Origin of the sequence: Azospirillum sp. (genome assembly GCF_035628975.1) — a bacterium.
GTDB lineage: Bacteria > Pseudomonadota > Alphaproteobacteria > Azospirillales > Azospirillaceae > Azospirillum.
Genome location: NZ_DASPIS010000043.1, coordinates 77,475 through 96,860, shown reverse-complemented (window position 1 = coordinate 96,860; position 19,386 = coordinate 77,475). Strand labels below are relative to the sequence as shown.

Sequence of the window (19,386 nt, the reverse complement as noted above, 5' to 3'; positions counted from 1 at the left end):
GCCGCCCGTCTGGCCGGCAAGCCGGTGATCGTCGCCACCCAGATGCTGGAATCGATGATCTCCGCCCCCGCCCCGACCCGTGCGGAGGCGTCCGACGTCGCCACCGCGGTGTTCGACGGTGCCGATGCGGTCATGCTGTCGGCGGAAACCGCGTCGGGCGAGTATCCGATCGAAGCGGTGTCGATCATGGACCGCATCGCCCGGCGGGTGGAAGGCGACACGCTCTACCGCACCATGATGGACGCGCAGCACGCCGATCCGGAGCAGACCGCGTCCGACGCCATCACCGCCGCGGCCCGTCAGGTCGCCCACACCATCAAGGCGGCGGCCATCGCCACCTACACCACCAGCGGCTCCACCACGCTGCGGGCGGCGCGCGAACGGCCGGAGGTGCCGATCCTCTGCATGACCGAGAAGGCCGCCATCGCCCGCCGCCTCGTGCTGGCCTACGGCGTTCACGCCGTGCTGACCGAGGACGTGCAGAACTTCTCCGACATGGTGCACAAGGCCGCCCGTCTCGCCTTCGTCCATGGGCTGGCCGAGGAAGGGCAACGGCTGGTCATCACCGCCGGCGTTCCGTTCGGCATGCCGGGATCGACCAACATCCTGCGCATCGCCTGGGTCGAGGCGCCGAGCCGTCAGGACCGCGAGCGCGACACCCAGGCCCGTCAGCCGATGGAGCTTACCGAGGCCTGATCGGCAGCCCGGCATAACCGCAACGTCTGCCAGCAGTCAGGCTTCCGTTTCGAAGAACCGGAAGCCTGACTGAGCAGCAAGCGAATAGCCGACCGGCCTTCAGGTCCCGCCTCCTAGACGAGGCGGAGGATCGATCCACTCCCATGCAATCCGCGACCGTCCGACAAATATCAGGGTTTCCCCCAATAGCATCGCGCCGGAATTTTCGGTGCCGCCGCAGAACATTTTGGAGACAACACCCTCGCTTCATCGGCGGCTACTGTCAGCCTGGATAGACAATTAACCTTTTCTTCGGTGCTTCACGAATAAGGATGAGCTCTGGCACCTTGGTGCCGGTGATCGTCATCCTTTTCGATCCGGAACAATGCACCAAGCCCTGACCGCCGAGCCGACCGCCGGATTCGACTGGCTTCCGGACCGCAAGCCGGCTCCGGTGGATGCCGTGTACGACGCGCTTCCGGTGGGAATCGCGTTCCTCGACCGGCGGCTTCGTTGCCTGCGGATGAACCGGCGCATGGGCGCCATGGCCGGGCTGCCATCCTCTTCGGCGGCGGGGGTCTCGCTGGCCGACCTCTGGCCGGAGGCGGAAGAGGCATTGCACGCGGCCCTGCCGGCCGTCCTGGCCGGCGCGGTGGTCGAGGGCATCCTGCTGACCGGCACCGACGCGGTGCTGGTCGCCGCGCTGCATCCCCACCGCGACGAGGACGGAGCCGCTCTACTCTGCGTCGTCGAGGATCGTACCGAACTATGGCGCCGGGAGGCCGACCTCCGGCAGTTCGAGGAGCTGCATCGCCACACGCTGGAGCAGAGCGACCTCTATCCCTGGTGCAGCGACCCCGACGGCACGCCGCGGACGACGCCGCGCTGGCGCGACCGCATCGGCCTGACCGCCGGGCAGACCGCCACCGCCGAAGGCTGGAGCGCCGCCCTCCACCCCGACGATCGCGCGCCCTTCGCCGCCGCCTGGGCCGTGGCGCTGAATTGCGGCACGCCGCTTGAAATCGACTTGCGCCTGCACATTGCCGGAGGAGAGGCGCAAGGCGGCGACGGCTACCGCTGGTTCCGCCGCCGCGCCTCCGCCCACCGCGGCGGGGATGGCCGCATCCTCCACTGGTATGGCACCGACGAGGATATCCACGAGCGCCGCCTGGCCGAGGACGCGCTCCGCGAGAGCGAGGACCATTACCGCCATTCGGTCGAACTGAACCCGCAATTCCCCTTCACGCTCGATGCCGACGGCCGGCTTCTGGAAGTTTCGTCGCGCTGGCGCGCCCTGGTCGGCCTGACCCACGAGGAGACGCTGGGGCATGGTTGGATGGGCGCCGTCCACCCTGACGACATTGGAAGCACCCTGAACAATTGGGCCGACGCCATGGCGACCGGCGTCCGGATCGACCATGAAAAGCGCATCCGCATGGCCGACGGCAGCTATCGCTGGTTCCGCGGGCGTGCCGCGGCCCGGCGTGACGCAACCGGCCGGGTCGTGCGTTGGTACGGCTCGACCGAGGACATCCACGAACGGAAGATGACGGAAGCCGCCCTGCGCGAGAGCGAGGCCTTCGCCCGCCAGATTCTCGACAACACGCCGGAATGCGTCAAGGTGCTGGACATGGAGGGGCGGCTGACCTTCATGAGCATCCCCGGCCTCGCCCTGATGGAACTCGACAGCATCGACTGCGTGAACGGCCAACCCTGGGAAGCATTCTGGCCCGAGGAGCGCCGGGCGCAATTGCGGGCTTCGGTGGAAACCGCGCGGCAAGGCGGCACCGCCCGTTTCATCGGCTTCTGTCCGACGGCCAAGGGCACGCCCAAATGGTGGGACAATCTGGTCTGCCCGCTGCCCGGCCCCGATGGACGGCCGCAGCGGCTGCTGGCGATCTCCCGCGACATCACCGACATCCAAATGGCCCGGCAAAAGGTGGACGAATCCACGGCCCTGCTGTCCGGGGTGCTGGAGAGCACGACCGACAGCGTGGTGTTCGTCGACCGCGACTGGCGCATCACCTACCGCAACCCGGCCGCCGCCGCCATCCATGAGGGCTGCGGCATCCGGCTGGGCGACGACTTCTTCGGCGCCTTCCCGCAGCAGACCGGCACCCGCGACCTGTTCCGCAAGGCGATGGTGGAGCAGCGGCCGGTTGTCTTCGAGGAGTTCGTCACGGCGCTCGGCGAATGGACGGAGGTTCACGCCTTCCCCACTGCGCAGGGCCTGTCGGTGTTCTTCCGCAACGTCACCGAACGTCGCCGCATGGAAGAGGAGCGGCGCGCCGCGCAGGAGAAGATCGCGCGCCTCGCCCGGCTGGATTCGCTGACCGGCCTGTCCAACCGCCTTTATTTCCAGGAAAGGCTGGAGCAGTCCCTGCGCGAGGCGACACCCGACTGCGTGATGGCGGTCCATTACATCGACCTGGACCAGTTCAAGGCGGTCAACGACACGCTGGGCCACCCGGCCGGCGACGCGCTGCTGCGGCAGGTGGCCGACCGGCTGCGCGGCTGCATCGGTCCGGCCGACCTCGTGTCCCGCTTCGGCGGCGACGAGTTCGCCATCCTCCAGCCCGGCCTTTGGGGATCGGGCGAGGCGGAGGAGCTTGCCCGCTGCATCGTGTCCGCCCTGGCGCAGCCCTTCGACATCGACGGCGCCCAGATCCAGACCGGCACCAGCATCGGCATCGCCCTGTCCCACCGCGACGGGACCGACGCCGATTCGCTGATGAAGGCGGCGGACATCGCGCTCTACCGCGCCAAGGCCGACGGCCGCAACACCCACCGCTTCTTCGCCCCGGAGATGGCGGAACGGCTGAAGGCTTTCCACGACCTGAAGCTCGGCCTGCACGACGCCCTGCGCCATGACGAGTTCGAACTGCACTACCAGCCGCTGATCGCCACCGACGACGGCCGCATCCGCGGGTTCGAGGCGCTGATCCGTTGGCGCCATCCCGGGCGCGGCCTGATCAGCCCGGCCGATTTCATCCCGGTGGCGGAGGAAACCGGCCTGATCGCCCCCATCGGCGAATGGGCCCTGCGCACGGCCTGCCGCGAGGCCATGCGCTGGCCGGACGAGATCGGGGTCAGCGTCAACGTCTCCTCCGTCCAGTTCCGCAACAAGGGACTGGTCGAGGCGGTGCGCAACGCCCTGGCCGACACCGGCCTCGCCCCCGGCCGCCTGGAGCTGGAAATCACCGAATCGGTCCTGCTGCAGGACGACGACACCAATCTGGATACCCTGCGGGAGCTGCGGGCGCTCGGCACGCGCATCGTCATGGACGATTTCGGCACCGGCTATTCGGCGCTGGGCTATCTCTGCCGCTTTCCCTTCGACAAGGTGAAGATCGACCGCAGCTTCGTCGCCGACCTGCCGCGCTGCACCGGTTCCACCGCCGTGGTGCAGGCGGTGGCCGGCATGGGCCGCAACCTCGGCATCGTCATCACCGCCGAGGGGGTGGAGGACCGGGCGCAGCTCGACGCCGTTCGCCGGCTGGGCTGCCACGAGGCGCAGGGCTACCACGTCTCGCGCCCGATCCCCGCGGCGGCGGTGCCGGCGCTGATCGATCGGCTGCAGGGCGGCCGGCTGCAGAGGGACCGTATGCACGGCGGCGGCTGACCCGGCGAGCCGCTGGACCGCAACGCCTTCCGGCGCCGGCTGTTCTGGTACGGGAACGCTTCCTGCCAGGACACCGACCCGGAGGATACCCATGGCAAAGACCACCACCGACCACGACGAGATCCGCCGCTGGGCCGAAAGCCACGGCGGCAAGCCCGCCGTCGTCCGCAGCACCCATGACGAAGACGGCGACAAGAACCGCAAGACCGGCGTCGGCCTGCTGCGCCTGATGTTCCCCAAGGCCCGCCAATCCGACCATGGCGAGTTGGAGGAGATCGACTGGAACGAGTTCTTCCAGCAGTTCGAGGACTCCAAGCTGGCGCTGCTCTATGAGGAGGGCTCCAACTTCAACAAGCTGATCGGCCGCGATACCGCAGAAAAGCGGGAGCATGGCGACCACAAGGCGGCACGGCACTGATGGATCGCCGGGCGGCGGCCGACCGCCCGGCATTCCCAATCCCGCACGGCACCGCCATCAGTCCAGATCCAGCAGCGGACCGAAGGCCTCCTCCAGGCTGGTGCGGTGCAGGCCGAGCTTTGCCGGGTTGCCGGGGGTCAGGTTCACGGCACGGATCAGGCGGCGCAGCACACGGCCGTCGGCCACATCGACGTCGATGATGTTGATGCAGCCGTAATCCTGCTCGAAGGCCGACAGGGCGGACAGGCCAGCCCCACAGGCCCAGGACAGCAGCATGCGGTTCACCCCGTCATGGGCGGCCAGCGCCAGATGGGTCCAGCCGGGTTCCAGCACCAACGCCTCGATGGCCGACACCACCCGGTCGCGGACCGCCGCGAAGCCGTCGCCGCCGGCAAAACTGCCCTCCTCGGTGGCGGCGTCGAAGCCGTAGACATAGGCGGCCTCGCGGTTCTCCTTCGGAACGCCGGCCAGCCGCCCGGCGCGGATTTCCAGGAAGGCCGGGTGGTCCTCCACCGCCAGCCCATGCGGTTCGGCGACCAGTTCCGCCGTCTGCCGCGTGCGGGCGAGACCGGAACACAACACGCGGTCGAGCGGCACGGCGGAGAGCAGCCCGCCGGCCGCCCGCGCCTCTTCCCGCCCGCGATCGGTCAGGGCGGCCAGCTTCGGGTTCAGCGGCTTGCCGTCGGCATCGTAATAGGCGACATGTCCATGGCGGAGCAGGTACAGGCGCCGCCGCGCGACGGTGCCGTCCAGCGGCGCGAACAGGCTCATCGACCGGATCCCGGCGTTTCGGACTTCGGCGTTTCAGACTTCGGTGCTTCGGCGGCGAGCCGCTTCGGATTGCTCACCGCCAGCCTTGCCCGCGTGATGTCCATCAGCACCGCCCGCAGGGCGGCCTGCCGCTCGGCGGAATCGAACCGTCCGACATCGATGTCGGTGCAGAGCCGGGGAAGCAGCGCCCGCAGATCGCCCTTGGCGTTGATTAGTCCGCCGATCGCCGCGGCAAGCTCCGCTTCGGCCTTGCCGCCGGCCGCCAGTTCCCGTTCGGCCATGCCCAGAGCGTTGGCGATCATCAGCGCGGTGAAGCGCTGGTCGGCCGGGATCACCGGCAGGATCGACTCGCGGAAGCTGCGCAGCGCGATGGCGACGAGGTCGCCGGCCTTGGGATCGTCGTTGATCATACGAAACCTCCGCGCGCCGCGACGGCGTCCAGGTGCAGCAACAGGTCCATTTCGATCTCCGGCAGCATCCGCCCGGTCAGCGCCAGTTCCAGCGACGGTTCGGTGCCGGAGATGTGGCGGTTGGCCTGCTGGATGGCGATCACCGCCCAGCGCATGCAGGCCGCCGCTTCCCAATAGGCGACGGCATGCGGGTCCACAGGACGGCCGGCGGTCTCCTCATAGCCCGCATAGAAGTCGGCCCGGTCGGCGATGCCCCCGGCCTCGCGGTCGTTGCGGCCGAAGCGCCAGCAGGCGGCGCAGAACCAGCCCAGATCCTCCATCGGGTCGGACCAGCCCGCGAACTCCCAATCGATGATCGCGGACAACCGGCCGTCCTCGACCATGTAGTTGCCGGTGCGGTAATCGCGGTGGCACAGCACGAGATCGCCGGGGGGCAGCGCGTTGCGTTCCAGCCAGCGCAGGCCATAGGTCAGCACCGGATCGGTCACCGCATAGCGCCCGGCCCAGCGGCGGAAATCGGCCGTGGCCTGCAGCGCCGCCGTCGGTTCGGGCAGGGCCAGGAACTCCAGCCCCGGCGTCCCCGGCCGCACGCGGTGGATCAGGCCGAGTTGCCGGCCGAGCTCGCGGGCCAGTTCGCGTTGCGGCGCGTCGCTCTTGACGATGCGGAAGCCGGCGGCGATGCCCGCCGCCCGCCGCATGATGTAGAAGGGCGCGCCCAGCATCGCCGGGTCCGATCCGACGAACAGCGGCTCCGGAACCGTGGCGCCGGCCGCGAAGACGGCGCCGAGAACCGCCGCCTCCTGCACCTTACCGAGGCTGGCCGACACGCCGGAGGCGGAGCCGGTGCGCAGCACGCAGGCATGGCGTCCGGCCAGCCGCCCGCCGTCGATATCCAACGTCACCGCCAGATTGAGCGAGATGGCGCCGCCGCTGAGCCGCCCCTCCTCCGTCACCGTCACGGACTTGGCGCCGGCCTGCCCGGTCAGCCAGGATTCCAGCGCAGCCTTGCGGTCGGCGGTCAGGCCGGTGTCGCCGCCGCTCATCGCCAGCCCCAGAAATCGTCGCCCTCGGCGAGATAGCTGCGGCTCAGCACCATCTTGTGAACCTCAGACGCGCCGTCGACCAGCTTGGCCTGCCGGGCGTAGCGGTAAATCCATTCCAGCACGGTATCCTTGGAATAGCCGCGCGCGCCGCAGAGCTGGATCGCCGTGTCCGCCGCCTTGAACAGGGTGTCGGCGACCTGGACCTTGGCCATCGACACCTCCTTGCGGGCATAGCTGCCGCTGTCCAGCGCATGCGCCGCCTTCATGGTCAGCAGCCGGCCGATCTCGATCTGCATCGCCGTCTCGCCCAGCATCCACTGCACGCCCTCATGCTCGGCCAGCGGCATGCCGAAGCTCTCGCGCTCCTTCACGTAAGCCGCGGCGATCTCCAGGCAGCGCTTGGCAAGGCCGGTCCAGCGCATGCAGTGGGTCAGCCGCGCCGGCCCGAGGCGAATCTGCGTCGCCTTCAGCCCGTCGCCGACCTTCATCAGCACATTCTCGTCCGCGATCTCCAGACCGTCGAAGATCAGTTCGCAATGGCCGCCATGCTCTTCCGGCCCCATGATCGGGATGCGGCGCTCGATGCGCCAGCCGGGCTGGTCCTTGTCGAACAGGAAGGCGGTCAGCCCCTTGCGCGGATCGTCGGACGTGCGCGCCATCAGGATGAAATGCTGCGCCGCGTCGGCCCCGGTGATGAACCATTTACGTCCCGTCACGACCCAGCGGTCGCCCTTGCGCTCCGCCCTCGTCTTCATCATCGACGGGTCGGAGCCGCCGCCGGGATGCGGTTCGGTCATGGCGAAGGCGCTGCGCACCCGTCCCTCGACGATGGGGGCGAGCCAGCGCTCCTTCTGGGCCGGCGTGCCGACCATGCTCAGCAGCCGCATGTTGCCGTCGTCGGGGGCGGCGGCGTTGAAGCAGACCGGGCCGAAGATCGACCGGTTCATCTCCTCGTAGCAGGCGGCGACGCCGACCATCGGCAGCCCCTGCCCGCCCACCTCCTTCGGCAGTTGAAGCGTCCACAGGCCGGCGGCCTTGGCCTTGGCGCGCAAGGTCGCCAGGGGGGCGTCGGCGATGTTCTCGTGCTCGTCCCAGTTGGCGCGGTCGGCCTCGACCGGGAGGATCTCCTCCTCGACGAAGGCGCGCACGCGGCGGCGGTAGTCGTCCAGCTCCGGGGGAAGGGTGAAGTCCATGGAACGGCTCCGTTCTTTACAGGGAGGACACCAGATGGCCGCCGTCGACGGCGAGAACCGATCCGGTCATGTAGGCGCCGGCATCGGACGCCAGCAGCAGCAGCGGACCATCCAGATCGGCCAGCCGGCCGAGCCGGCGCTGCGGGATGCGCTTGACCAGCGCCTTGCCGGCGTCGCTGGCGAAGAAATCGGCGTTCAGTTCGGTCTCGACATAGCCGGGGCACAGCGCATTGACGCGGATGTCGTAGCGGGCCAGTTCCAGCGCCATCGCCTTGGTCAGATGCACCAGACCGCCCTTGGCGGCGATGTAGGACGATACTTGGCCGGCAACCCGCATGCCGAGGATCGAGGCGATGTTGACGATCGCCCCGCCCCGCCTGCCGCCCTGCGCGTCGTCGCGCATGCGCCGCGCCACTTCGCGGGCGACGCGGGCGCAGCCGGTCAGGTTGGTGTCGATCACCCGGTCCCACTCCTCCTCGCTCATGTCGAGGAAGGGGCGCGTGGCGGTCACGCCGGCATTGTTGACCAGTATGTCGATGCGGCCGAGCCCGTCCCAGGCCTGCCCGACCGCCGCCGAGACGGAGCCGGCATCGGTGACGTCCATCGCGACGACCAGGGCGGTGCCGCCGGCGGCCTCGATTGCAGCCTTCGTCTCGGCCAGCGCGTCGGTGCGCCGGGCGGCCAGCGCCACGCGGGCGCCCGCCTTCGCCAGCACCCCGGCAAAATGGCGGCCCAGGCCGCTCGACGCGCCGGTGACCAGCGCCGTCCTGCCGGTCAGGTCGATGGTGAAGCTCATGCTTCCTCCCAGGTTGGGATTTTTGGTGGACGTCGCCGCAGGCGCTTCGAACAGCGCTCTTGAAAAAACGAGCGAGCGCTCGCTTTATATCTCCGACGCTCTTCTTGTGCAAGAACGATTGACGTCACGAACGATAGGGTCCGACCGCATGAGCAGCTTTCAGGAGTTCCAGGCCCGGCACGATCTGTCGATGGAGGCGCTGTGCGCCCGCATCCTGGAGCGCCATGCCGCGACCATCCGGGTGAAGAAGCCGGCGGTCGCCATCGCCAATCTTGCGCGGATCGTGGAGACGACGCTGACCCTGGCGAACCGCAAGGGCTTCCATTCCATGAGCCTGCGCGACCTGACCGAACAGTCGGGCCTGAGCATGGGTGCGCTCTACGCCTATTTCGACAGCAAGGACACGCTGCTGATGATGATCCTGGGGCAGGTCGTCGGCGTGGTGGAGGAGGTTTTGGGCCACCCGCCGGAGGCGCTTGCACAGGACCCCGCCGGCCGCCTGCGCTGGCTATTGGAAACGCATCTCTATCTGACCGAGGCGATGCACCCCTGGTTCGTCTTCGCCTACATGGAGGCGAAGGCCTTCCCTCGGGAAGGTCGCGAACTGGCCGTCAGCAGCGAAATGATGACGGAATCGATGATCGCCGACGCGCTGGCCGACGGCGTCGCCCGCGGGCTGTTTGCGGTGCCGGACGTGACGATGGCCGCGGTGCTGATCAAGCCGATGCTGCAGGACTGGTACGTGAAGCGCGCCAAGCACCGCCGCCGCGGCGTCACCCCCGACCTCTATGCCGAGCAACTGATCGCCTTCGTCGAGGCGGCGGTGGGATTGAGGACGGTGCAGGCGGCGGGGCGCTGATCTGCAACGGAACAGCGCCCCCGGCCGCGGGCTTACTTCACCAGCGGACAGCCGCCCTTGTCCATGGGGCGGTAGGCCTCGTCGCCGGGAATGGTGGTCAGCACCTTGTAATAGTCCCACGGCCCCTTGGATTCGGCCGGGGTCTTCACCTGCATCAGGTACATGTCGTGCACCATGCGGCCGTCGGCGCGCAGCTTGCCGCCCTTGGCGAAGGCGTCGTTCACCGGCGTCTCGCGCATCTTCACCATCACCGCCTTGGCCTCGTCGGTGCCGGCGGCCTCGATGGCCTTCAGGTAATGGCGCACGGCGGAATAGCTGCCGGTCTGGATCATGCTGGGCATCTTGCCGGTCTTGGCCATATAGGCCTTGGCGAAGGCGCGGGCATCGTCGTCGCGGTCGGCATTCCAGCCATCCATCAGCACCAGCCCCTGCGCCGCCTTGAGACCCAGGGAATGCACGTCGGTGGGGAACATCAGCAGGCTCGCCAAGGTCTGCCCGCCCTGCGGCAGGCCGAACTCCTGCGCCTGCTTGATCGAGTTGGCGGTGTCGCCGCCGGCATTGGCGAGCGCGATGACCTTCGCCCCCGACCCCTGCGCCTGCAGCAGGTAGGAGGAGAAGTCGGCCGTGTTCAGCGGATGCCGGACGGAGCCGGTGACCTTGGCGCCGTTGGCCTTCAGCACCTCGGTCAGCGACTGCTCCAGCGCATGGCCGAAGGCGTAGTCCACGGTCAGGAAGTGCCAGCTGTCGCCCAGGATCTTGGCACCCGCCTTGCCCATGCCCTGGGCCAGCGCATAGGTGTCGTAGGTCCAGTGCGCCGTGGTCGGCGAACAGGCCTCACCGGTCAGCTGTGCCGCACCGCCGCCGGAGATCAGGAAGATGCGGTTCTTGCGCTTGGTGATGTCCTGCACCGCCAGCGCGACGGAGGAGGTGGGGACGTCGACGATCACGTCCACCTGCTCGGTGTCGATCCACTTGTTGACCAGCGACGCGCCGATGTCCGGCTTGTTCTGGTGGTCGGCGAAGATCACCTCCACCGGCTTGCCGGCGACCTTGCCGCCCAACTCCTCCACCGCCATGCGCACCGCCTCGACCGAGCCCATGCCGGTCGGGTCGGCATAGACGCCGGTCATGTCGTTCAGAACGGCGATCTTGACCTTGCCGTCGGAGATCTGAGCTTGGGCCGAGGCTTGAGTGGCCCCGGCGATCAGTGCGGCGGAACAGACACCGGCGGCCAGAATCCAGCGTTTCATGGATGTTTCCTCCCTGTTGGTTTGTTTTTTGGACGGTCAGAAGGCGACGTTGTCGCCGCCCTTGGTCTGCAGCATCGCCCGCGCCTCCTCCGGCGTGGCGATCTCCAGGCTCAACTCTTCAAGGATGCGGCGGATTTTGGCGACCTGTTCGGCGTTGGAGGTCGCCAGCTTGCCGCGCCCGGCATAGAGGCTGTCCTCCAGCCCGACGCGGACGTTGCCGCCGAGAATGGCGCTCAGCGTGACGAAGGACATCTGGTGGCGCCCGGCGGCCAGCACCGACAGGTAATAGTCGTTGCCGAACAGCCGGTCGGCCGTGGCCTTCATGTGCATCAGGTTTTCCGGATCCGGGCCGATGCCGCCGAGAATGCCGAAGATGCATTGCGTGAAGAAGGGCGGCTTGACGATGCCGCGGTCGGCGAAATGCGCCAGCGTATAGAGATGGCCGACGTCGTAGCACTCGAATTCGAACCGGGTGCCGACATCGCCCAGCTCGCGCATGCCGCGCTCGATCTGGGCGAAGGTGTTGGACAGGATGAAGTCGGTGGTCGACTCCAGATAGGGCTTCTCCCAGTCGTGCTTGAAGCTGTCGAACTTCGCCGCGGCGCCGGAGATGTTGAAGTTCATCGACCCCATGTTCATCGACGCCACTTCCGGCTGCGCCCGCTTGGCCGCAGCCAGCCGCTCGTCCAGCGTCATGCCCAGCCCGCCGCCGGTGGTGATATTCAGGATGGCGGCGGTCTGCTGCTTGATGCGCGGCAGGAACTCCATGAACAGGTCCGGCGAGGGCGAGGGCTTGCCGGTGTCCGGATCGCGGGCGTGCAGGTGGAGCATCGCCGCACCGGCCTCCGCCGCCGCCACGGCGTCGCGGGCGATCTCGTCCGGCGTGACCGGCAGATGGGGCGACATGGTCGGCGTGTGGATCGAACCGGTCACCGCGCAGGTGATGATGACCTTGTCGGCGCGCTTCATCGGGTGTCTCCTCCCTCTTTTTTCGTGATGTCGAGGCCGGTCGGCGTCAGGTTGGGCCGCGTCAGGCCGGCGGGCGCACGGCCCCGGATGCTCCGCCCTTGCCCAGGCCGTTCATCAGCAGGTCGATGCACTGGGCGGCGATGTCGTGGGCGCTGAGGCCGCCGTTCGGCTGGTACCAGCGACCGATCCAGCTCAGGGCACCCGCCACGGTGAAGGCGGCGATCTTGGGATCGCAGGGGGCGATGCAGCCTTCGGCGATGCCGCGTTCGATCAGGCGGCGGAACTTGCGGTCGATGCTGCGCTTCAGGGACCGCAGCGTGCGGCGGCTTTCCTCCGTCAGCGGTTCCTCGCCGACGCGGATCACGCACATGCCGAAGTCCATGGTGACGATCTCGGCATATTTGCGCATCACCGCGATCAGCTCCTCATAGGCGCTGCCGTCATGGCCGATCACGTCGTTGGAGGCCTCGTCGAGCATCTCCAGCCCGATGCGCACGCACTCGAACAGGATCTCCTCCTTGTTCCTGACGTAATAGTAGATGGTCGGCTTGGTGACGTTCAGACGCCGCGCGATGTCGTCCAGCGAGGTGTTGTGATAGCCCATCTCGTTGAAGGCCCGCGCCGCCGTCCGCAGCACGGCGACGCGCTTCGCCTCCCGCTCCGTCTGGCGGTCGGACGACGCCTTCCATGGCGATTCGCTGTCCAAAGAATCCTGCATCGCGTCATCACTCCGTTTCGGCACGCGCTCTTCCCCCAGCCTTTGCATTCCCCTCCGCTAATGTCCATCGCCCCGAAAGCCGCCGCCTCAGCCATGGTCGATTGATCGCCACACGCACTGTTGACCGGCGCATCGATCTGCCCCATCCTACTCGCAAGTAACATGCCTTCCAACAAGTATGTTGAGGGTGCAAACAATGAGGGAGGAGGAACGCATGGACAGCATCGCCATCGCCCGGACCGACAGCATCGGCGCAGCGCTCGCCCGCAGCGCCCGGCGCAACGCCACGCGGACCGCCCTGACCTACGAGGAACGGGACTGGAGCTTTTCCGGCCTGCACCAGGCGGCGCTGCGGGTGGCCCGGCGTCTGGGCGATTTGGGCATGCGTCCCGGCGACCGGGTGGCGGCCTATGGCCGCAATTCCGACGCCTATGTGATCGCCTGGCTCGGCTGCGCCGTCGGCGGCTTCATCCATGTGCCGATCAACTACGCCCTGACGGGAGAGGAGCTGTCCTACATCGTCGAGCAGTCGGGCGCCCGCATGGTGCTGCACGACCCCGACCTCGCCGCCAATCTGGAGGGCGTCCGCGCCGCCGGCCGGGTGGAGCGGTTCGGCACGCTGACGGACGGCGGCGATGGCCTGGACATCCTGGCGGTGGCGCTCGACGAGACGGCCCCGGCAGAGGTCGATACGGCGGTTCGCGCCGACGACGTGGCGCAGCTTCTCTACACCTCCGGCACCACGGCGGCGCCGAAGGGAGCGATGATGACGCACGGCGCGCTGCTGGCGGAGTATCAGAGCTGCATCTACAGCTGCCGCCTCGACCAGGACGACCGCTCGCTGGCCGCCCTGCCGCTCTACCATTCGGCGCAGATGCATGTGTTCGTCATGCCGCAGCTGCTGATCGGCGCGACGACGCGGCTGATCCAGACCCCGGCGCTGAAGCGTTGCCTGGAGCTGATCGAGCGCCACGGCATCACCTCCTTCTTCGCGCCGCCGACGGTGTGGGTCGGGCTGCTGCGCCATGCCGATTTCGACGCGCACGACCTGTCCTCGCTGCGCAAGCTCTATTACGGCGCGTCGATCATGCCGGTGCCGGTTCTGCAGGAGCTGCGCCGGCGGCTGCCCAACGCCCAGGCCTTCAACTGCTATGGACAGAGCGAGATCGGACCGCTCGCCACCGTCCTGCGGCCGGAGGAGCATGAGGCGCGTCCCGCCTCCGCCGGGCGTCCGGTGCTGAACGTCGAGACGCGCGTCGTCGATCCCGACATGAACGACGTGCCCCCCGGCACCCATGGCGAGATCGTCCACCGCTCCCCCCAGCTGATGGTCGGCTATTGGGGCAAGGAGCAGGAGACGGCCGAGGCCTTCGCCGGCGGCTGGTTCCATTCCGGCGACGTCGGCTTCTTCGACGAGGAGGGCTATCTCTACATCGTCGACCGCATCAAGGACGTCATCAACACCGGTGGCGTCCTGGTCGCCAGCCGCGAGGTGGAGGAGGCGATCTACACCCATCCGGCGGTGGCGGAGGTGGCTGTGGTCGCCCTGCCCGACCCGAAATGGATCGAGGCGATCAGCGCCTTCGTCGTGCTGCGCGACGGCCAGACCGCGACGGAGGAGGATCTGGTCGCCCATGTCCGCCAGCATCTGGCCCATTTCAAGGTGCCCAAGCGGATCGAGTTCCTCGACACCCTGCCCCGCAACACCGCCGGCAAGCTGCTGAAGCGCGAACTGCGCAAGTCCCACAGCGCCTGAGCGTCTTTGGCCGTACTCAAGGATCGAATGCGATGAACCACGCCTTCGCCGCGGGCCGCACCCGCTTGCCCGCCACTCTCCCGGAGGGCGCGTGATGGAAAGGGCAATCCGCAAGGTCGCGGTGATCGGCGCCGGGTCCATGGGATCGGGCATCGCCGCGCAGTTCGCCAATGGCGGCGTGCCGGTGCTGCTGCTCGATATCGCCGGGCCTGACGGCGACCGTTCCGCCCCGGCCCGCGCCGGGGTGGAGCGGCAGGTGAAGGCGCAGGGCTTCATGGACCCGTCCGCCGCGGCGCTGGTTGAGGTCGGCTGCATCGAGGACGATCTGGCCGCCGTCGCCGACGCCGATTGGATCGTCGAAGCGGTGGTCGAGGATCTGTCGGTCAAGCGCCGGCTGTTCGCCCGGCTCGACGCGGTGCGCAAGCCGGGGGCGGTGGTGTCCTCCAACACCTCCACCATCCCGCTGGCGCAGCTGACGGAAGGGGCGTCGGAGGCCTTCTGCCGCGACTTCGTCATCACCCATTTCTTCAACCCGCCGCGCCACATGCGGCTGATGGAACTGGTCGCCGGCCCCGGCACCGCGGCGGAGACCGTCGCCCTGGTTCGCGAGGCTGCGGAAACGGTGCTGGGCAAGACCGTGGTGGACTGCCGCGACACGCCGGCCTTCATCGCCAATCGGCTGGGCTGCCACTGGATGTCGGTCGCTGCCATCGAGGCGCTGCGCCACGGCCTGATGGTGGAGCAGGCGGATGCCGTGGCCGGTGCGCCCTTCGGCGTGCCGCGCACGGGAATCTTCGGGCTGCTCGATCTCGTCGGCATCGATCTGGTGCCGCTGGTGTGGGGCAGCCTGCTGGGCACCCTGCCCGCCGGGGATGCACACCACCGCCACGACCTGACCGCCGAGCCGCTGATCCGCCGCCTGATCGCCGAGGGGCGGATCGGCCGCAAGGCCAAGGGCGGCTTCTACCGCCTCGCCCCCGGCAGCAAGGCGCGCGAGGCGCTGGACCTCGCCAGCGGGGAGTACCGTCCGCAGGCAGAGGCCACAGCCAACCGCGATCTGGCGGCGCTGATCCGGCAGGAGGATGCGGCCGGACGCTACGCCTGGGCGGTTTTGTCCAACAGCATCGCCTACACCGCCGCCGTGGCGGGGGAGATCGCCGACGACGTGGCAGCCATCGACACCGCCATGCGGCTCGGCTATGGCTGGGCCGAGGGGCCGTTCGCGCTGGCCGACCGGGTCGGCTGCGCCGCCATCGCCGACCGGCTGGCGGCGGAGGGACGCGAGGTGCCGCCGCTGCTCGCCACCGCCGCGGCTGAGGGCGGCTTCTACCGCCGCACCGCCACCGGGCGGGAGACCCGCAGCAGCACCGGCGCCTGGACGCCCGTCCGCCATCCGCCGGGCGTGCTCGACCTTGCCGAGGTGAAGGAGCGCGGACCGCGCTTCGCCGGCAACGGGTCGGCCTCGGTCTGGGATCTGGGCGACGGCGTCGCCTGCCTGGAGTTCCACACCAAGATGAACGCCATCGACCAGGGCATCCTCGCCATGGTCGCCGACGCGGCGGAGCGGGTGCCGGCGGAGTTCCGCGCCCTCGTCCTCTACAATGACAACCCGCGCGCCTTCTCCGCCGGGGCCAATCTCGGCTATTTCGTCGAGCGGCTGAAGGCGGAGGACTTCGCCGCCCTGGAACGCTTCGTGGAGCAGGGGCAGGCGGCCTTCCGCGCGCTGAAGCATGCCGCCATCCCGGTGATCGGCGCGCCGGCCGGGCTGGCGGTCGGCGGCGGCTGCGAGGTGCTGCTGCATTGCGACGCCATCCAGGCCCATGCCGAAACCTACATCGGACTGGTCGAACTGAAGGTCGGCATCGTTCCGGGCTGGCGAGGCACGGCGGAGTTGCTGCTGCGCTGGGGCCGCAGGACCGACCGCCCCGCCGGTCCGGAGGGAACCGCTCAGGCGACCTTCGGGACCATCGCCGGGGCGCGCATCACCGGCTCGGCGCTGGAGGCGCGGGCGCTCGGCTATCTGCGGCCGGAGGACGGTATCACCATGGGCCGCGACCGGCTGCTCGGCGATGCCAAGGCGAAGGCTCTGGCGCTGGCCGAGGGCTACCGCCCGCCCGGGGTGGGTTCCGTCACCCTGCCCGGTCCGGCGGCGCGGGAGGCGTTGCAGGCCATCGTCCGGGGCTGGCGGCAGGACGGGCGGGCCAGCCCCCATGACGAACTGGTCGCGGGTTGGCTGGCCGGCGTGTGCTGCGGCGGAGCCGATGCCGGGCCGCGGACTCCCGTCGACGAGGACACGCTCGCCGCGCTGGAGCGCGAGGCCCTGTCCGCCCTGATCCGGGAACCGGCGACCCGCGCCCGCATCCGGCACATGCTGGACACCGGCAAGCCCCTGCGGAACTGAGGAGCACAATCATGGCCGTGTATCAGCCGCCGCTTCAGTCCATGCGCTTCCTGGTCCATGAGGTGCTCCATGCCCCCGCCGTGCTGGCGGAGTCGGGGTGGGAGGAGATGTCGGGCGACCTGTTCGACGACGTTCTCGCCCAGGCCGGGCGCATCGCCGCGGAGGTCCTGTTCCCCCTCAACCGCTCCGGCGACGAGGAGGGGGTGCGCGTCGAGGCGGACGGCGTCCGCATGCCCGCCGGCTTCGATGCGGCCTATCGTGCCTGGCGGGAGGGCGGCTGGAACGGGCTGGCCGGCGATCCCGCCTATGGCGGACAGGGCATGCCGGCGCTGCTCGACACGCTGGTGACGGAGATGGTGTGCGGCGCCAACCTCGCCTTCAGCATCGTGCCCGGCCTGACCCAGGGTGCCATCCGCGCCATCGCGGCGCATGCCGGCGACGCGTTGAAGGACACCTATCTGCCGCGGATGATCTCCGGCGACTGGACCGGCGCCATGGCCCTGACCGAGCCGCATGCCGGCACCGACCTCGGCCTGCTGCGCACGCGGGCGGAGCCGGCCGATGACGGCAGCCATCGCATCACCGGCCAGAAGATGTTCATCTCGTCGGCCGACCACGACCTGACCGACAACCTCATCCATCTGGTGCTGGCGCGCCTGCCCGATGCGCCCGCGGGCACGCGCGGCATCAGCCTGTTCCTGGTGCCGAAGCTGCTGCCGGACGGCTCCCGCAACGGCTGGACCGTGCTGTCGTCGGAACAGAAGATGGGGCTCCACGCCTCGCCCACCTGCGTGGTGTCCTATGAGGGGGCGGTGGGCTGGATGGTGGGGCAGCCGCACCGGGGCCTGCCGGCCATGTTCACCATGATGAACCACGAGCGGCTGTTCGTCGGCATCCAGGGCATTGGCGTCGGCGAATGCGCCGCACAGTCCGCCCTGGCCTATGCGCGCGAGCGCGAACAGGGCCGGGCGCCCGACGGACCGCGCAGCCCCGACCGGCCGGCGGATGCGATCATCCACCTTCCCGACGTACGGCGGATGGTGCTGACCGCCCGCGCGCTGACCGACGCCGGGCGGGCGCTGGCCGCCTGGACCGCGCTGTGGATGGATCGCGCCCATCATGCCACCGACCCCGCCGTGAGGGAGGAGGCGGAGGAATGGGCGGCCCTACTGACCCCGGTCATCAAGGCGGCCGGCACCGACTTCGGCTTCGAGGCGGCGGTGTTGGCCCAGCAGGTCATGGGCGGCCACGGCTATATCCGTGAAAACGGGGTCGAGCAGCTGGTCCGCGACGTACGCGCGACGCAGATCTATGAGGGAACCAACGGCGTCCAGGCGCTCGACCTCGTGCAGCGCAAGCTGACGCTGAACGGCGGCCGGCCGGTCGCCCGCCTGTTCGTGGCGATCGACGCGGCGGCGAGCGATCTGGAGGCCGAACCGCTCACCCGCGACCTCGCCAGCCCGCTGCGCGACGCGGCGGAGCGGCTGCGCGGGGTGGTCGCGTGGCTGGCGGAGGCGGGAGCGCAAAGCCCCCTCGCCCCGGCGGCGGCGGCGACCGACACGCTGAGGCTGATGGCGCTGGTGACCTATGGCTGGATGTGGGGGCTGATGGCGACGGCGGCGGCACGGCGGCCGGAGGGGTATGACGAGGCTTATCTGGATGGACGGATCGGCCTCGCCCGCGTCTTCGCCGACCGCCTGCTGCCCGAGACCGTGGCGCTGGATCTGCGCATCCGCAGCGGTCACGACAGCCTGTTCGGCCCCGGCCTGCCGGCCGACTTGGCCGCCCTGGACGGTTAGGGCCGCAAAGCCTTCAGGACCAGTTCCACCATATGGGCGAGCCGCTCCTCCCGCGCCGGCTCGGCCAGCAGGTCGCGGCCGAAGATGACGGACAGGGTGTGGACGTTGGACAGGTAGAAATAGGACAGTCCGGCGATGGAGATGTAGAGCTGCACCGCATCCACCCCGGCCCTGAACACCCCCTGCTCCACCCCGCGCGCCAGCACGTCGGCGATCATCTGGACGAAGGGCGAATGCATCGACTGGACATGGGCCGAGCCCTTCAGAAGCTCCGCCTTGTGCAGATTCTCGATGTTCAGCAGGGCCATGAATTCGGGATGGTCGATGAAATACTGCCAAGTGAACCCGATCAGCCGCGCGATGGCGTCGGGCGGGTCCAGCATCTCCAGGTTCAGCGTCCGTTCGGTTGCGCGGATATGGGCGTAGGCCCCCTCGAGGACCGCCAGATACAGCTCCTCCTTGTTGCCGACATGGTAATAGAGCATGCGCTTGTTGGTGCCCGCCTGCTCGGCGATGCGGTCGATGCGGGCGCCGCCCAGACCGTAGCGCGCAAACTCCTCCGTCGCGGCGGCCATGATACGGGCCCGCGTCCCTTCCGGGTCACGGGTCGCCTTGGCCGGCGCGGCGGCTTTGCTCGGCGTCGGTGCGGGCGGCACCGGTTCGGGTGCGTCGGTCAGGGCGTCCATGCGGGAAGCCGGCTCCTGCG

The 19,386-nt window shown here is 69.1% G+C and carries 16 protein-coding genes; 7 read left to right on the top strand and 9 right to left on the bottom strand.

Annotation, left to right across the window (positions count from 1 at the left end; all coding sequences use genetic code 11):
• The 3 genes from VD964_RS09515 to VD964_RS09505 all read left to right on the top strand — a co-directional run.
• A partial coding sequence (locus tag VD964_RS09515) for a pyruvate kinase (RefSeq protein WP_324867927.1) occupies window positions 1–696 on the top strand: 696 nt, incomplete at its 5' end.
• 364 nt (window positions 697–1,060) lie between these two features.
• The gene (locus tag VD964_RS09510; RefSeq protein ID WP_324867925.1) at window positions 1,061–4,297 is read left to right on the top strand and encodes a sensor domain-containing protein; all 3,237 of its coding nucleotides are present in this window, start codon (window positions 1,061–1,063) and stop codon (window positions 4,295–4,297) included.
• 91 nt (window positions 4,298–4,388) lie between these two features.
• Window positions 4,389–4,715 (top strand): hypothetical protein, encoded by a 327-nt coding sequence (locus tag VD964_RS09505; protein ID WP_324867923.1) that lies wholly within the window; start codon window positions 4,389–4,391, stop codon window positions 4,713–4,715.
• 57 nt (window positions 4,716–4,772) lie between these two features.
• Here VD964_RS09505 and VD964_RS09500 read toward each other — a convergent pair whose 3' ends face one another.
• The 5 genes from VD964_RS09500 to VD964_RS09480 are packed head-to-tail and all read right to left on the bottom strand — an operon-like array spanning window position 4,773 to window position 8,928.
• On the bottom strand, window positions 4,773–5,486 hold the full coding sequence (locus VD964_RS09500; protein WP_324867921.1) for a histidine phosphatase family protein: 714 nt from the start codon (window positions 5,484–5,486) through the stop codon (window positions 4,773–4,775).
• Window positions 5,483–5,896 carry a DUF6285 domain-containing protein gene (locus VD964_RS09495; RefSeq protein WP_324867919.1) on the bottom strand — a complete coding sequence of 138 codons (414 nt, stop codon included), beginning with the start codon at window positions 5,894–5,896 and terminating at the stop codon, window positions 5,483–5,485. The genes VD964_RS09500 and VD964_RS09495 overlap by 4 nt, the downstream gene beginning before the upstream one ends.
• Entirely contained in the window at window positions 5,893–6,939 is a 1,047-nt protein-coding gene (locus VD964_RS09490; protein ID WP_324867917.1) for a phosphotransferase family protein, read from the bottom strand. The genes VD964_RS09495 and VD964_RS09490 overlap by 4 nt, the downstream gene beginning before the upstream one ends.
• Entirely contained in the window at window positions 6,936–8,132 is a 1,197-nt protein-coding gene (locus VD964_RS09485; RefSeq protein ID WP_324867915.1) for an acyl-CoA dehydrogenase family protein, read from the bottom strand. The genes VD964_RS09490 and VD964_RS09485 overlap by 4 nt, the downstream gene beginning before the upstream one ends.
• A 16-nt stretch (window positions 8,133–8,148) precedes the next feature.
• Window positions 8,149–8,928, bottom strand: a complete 780-nt coding sequence (locus VD964_RS09480; RefSeq protein WP_324867913.1) for a glucose 1-dehydrogenase — start codon at window positions 8,926–8,928, stop codon at window positions 8,149–8,151.
• Window positions 8,929–9,076: 148 nt separating this feature from the next.
• Between VD964_RS09480 and VD964_RS09475 the strand changes: the two genes are divergently transcribed.
• Entirely contained in the window at window positions 9,077–9,787 is a 711-nt protein-coding gene (locus VD964_RS09475) for a TetR/AcrR family transcriptional regulator (protein WP_324867911.1), read from the top strand.
• Window positions 9,788–9,819: 32 nt separating this feature from the next.
• Here VD964_RS09475 and VD964_RS09470 read toward each other — a convergent pair whose 3' ends face one another.
• The 3 genes from VD964_RS09470 to VD964_RS09460 all read right to left on the bottom strand — a co-directional run bounded on the left by VD964_RS09470 (window position 9,820) and on the right by VD964_RS09460 (window position 12,724).
• The gene (locus VD964_RS09470) at window positions 9,820–11,037 is read right to left on the bottom strand and encodes an ABC transporter substrate-binding protein (protein WP_324867909.1); all 1,218 of its coding nucleotides are present in this window, start codon (window positions 11,035–11,037) and stop codon (window positions 9,820–9,822) included.
• Between the two features lie 36 nt (window positions 11,038–11,073).
• Window positions 11,074–12,006 carry a 3-keto-5-aminohexanoate cleavage protein gene (locus VD964_RS09465; protein WP_324867907.1) on the bottom strand — a complete coding sequence of 311 codons (933 nt, stop codon included), beginning with the start codon at window positions 12,004–12,006 and terminating at the stop codon, window positions 11,074–11,076.
• A 61-nt stretch (window positions 12,007–12,067) separates the two neighbouring features.
• Window positions 12,068–12,724: a TetR/AcrR family transcriptional regulator gene (locus VD964_RS09460; RefSeq protein ID WP_324867906.1), complete on the bottom strand. Its 657-nt coding sequence runs from the start codon at window positions 12,722–12,724 to the stop codon at window positions 12,068–12,070.
• A gap of 214 nt (window positions 12,725–12,938) precedes the next feature.
• On the opposite strand from VD964_RS09460, the gene VD964_RS09455 reads away from it, so the two are divergent.
• From VD964_RS09455 to VD964_RS09445, 3 genes are all read left to right on the top strand, one after another.
• Window positions 12,939–14,480 (top strand): fatty acyl-CoA synthetase, encoded by a 1,542-nt coding sequence (locus VD964_RS09455; RefSeq protein WP_324867904.1) that lies wholly within the window; start codon window positions 12,939–12,941, stop codon window positions 14,478–14,480.
• Window positions 14,481–14,574: 94 nt separating this feature from the next.
• Window positions 14,575–16,881, top strand: a complete 2,307-nt coding sequence (locus VD964_RS09450) for a 3-hydroxyacyl-CoA dehydrogenase/enoyl-CoA hydratase family protein (protein WP_324867901.1) — start codon at window positions 14,575–14,577, stop codon at window positions 16,879–16,881.
• 11 nt (window positions 16,882–16,892) lie between these two features.
• Complete coding sequence (locus VD964_RS09445; RefSeq protein ID WP_324867899.1) at window positions 16,893–18,680, top strand: acyl-CoA dehydrogenase C-terminal domain-containing protein; 1,788 nt, start codon at window positions 16,893–16,895, stop codon at window positions 18,678–18,680.
• Here the strand turns inward: VD964_RS09445 and VD964_RS09440 are convergent.
• Window positions 18,677–19,366: a TetR family transcriptional regulator gene (locus VD964_RS09440; RefSeq protein WP_324867898.1), complete on the bottom strand. Its 690-nt coding sequence runs from the start codon at window positions 19,364–19,366 to the stop codon at window positions 18,677–18,679. The two genes, VD964_RS09445 and VD964_RS09440, sit on opposite strands and share 4 nt — an antisense overlap.
• Window positions 19,367–19,386: the final 20 nt, after the last annotated feature.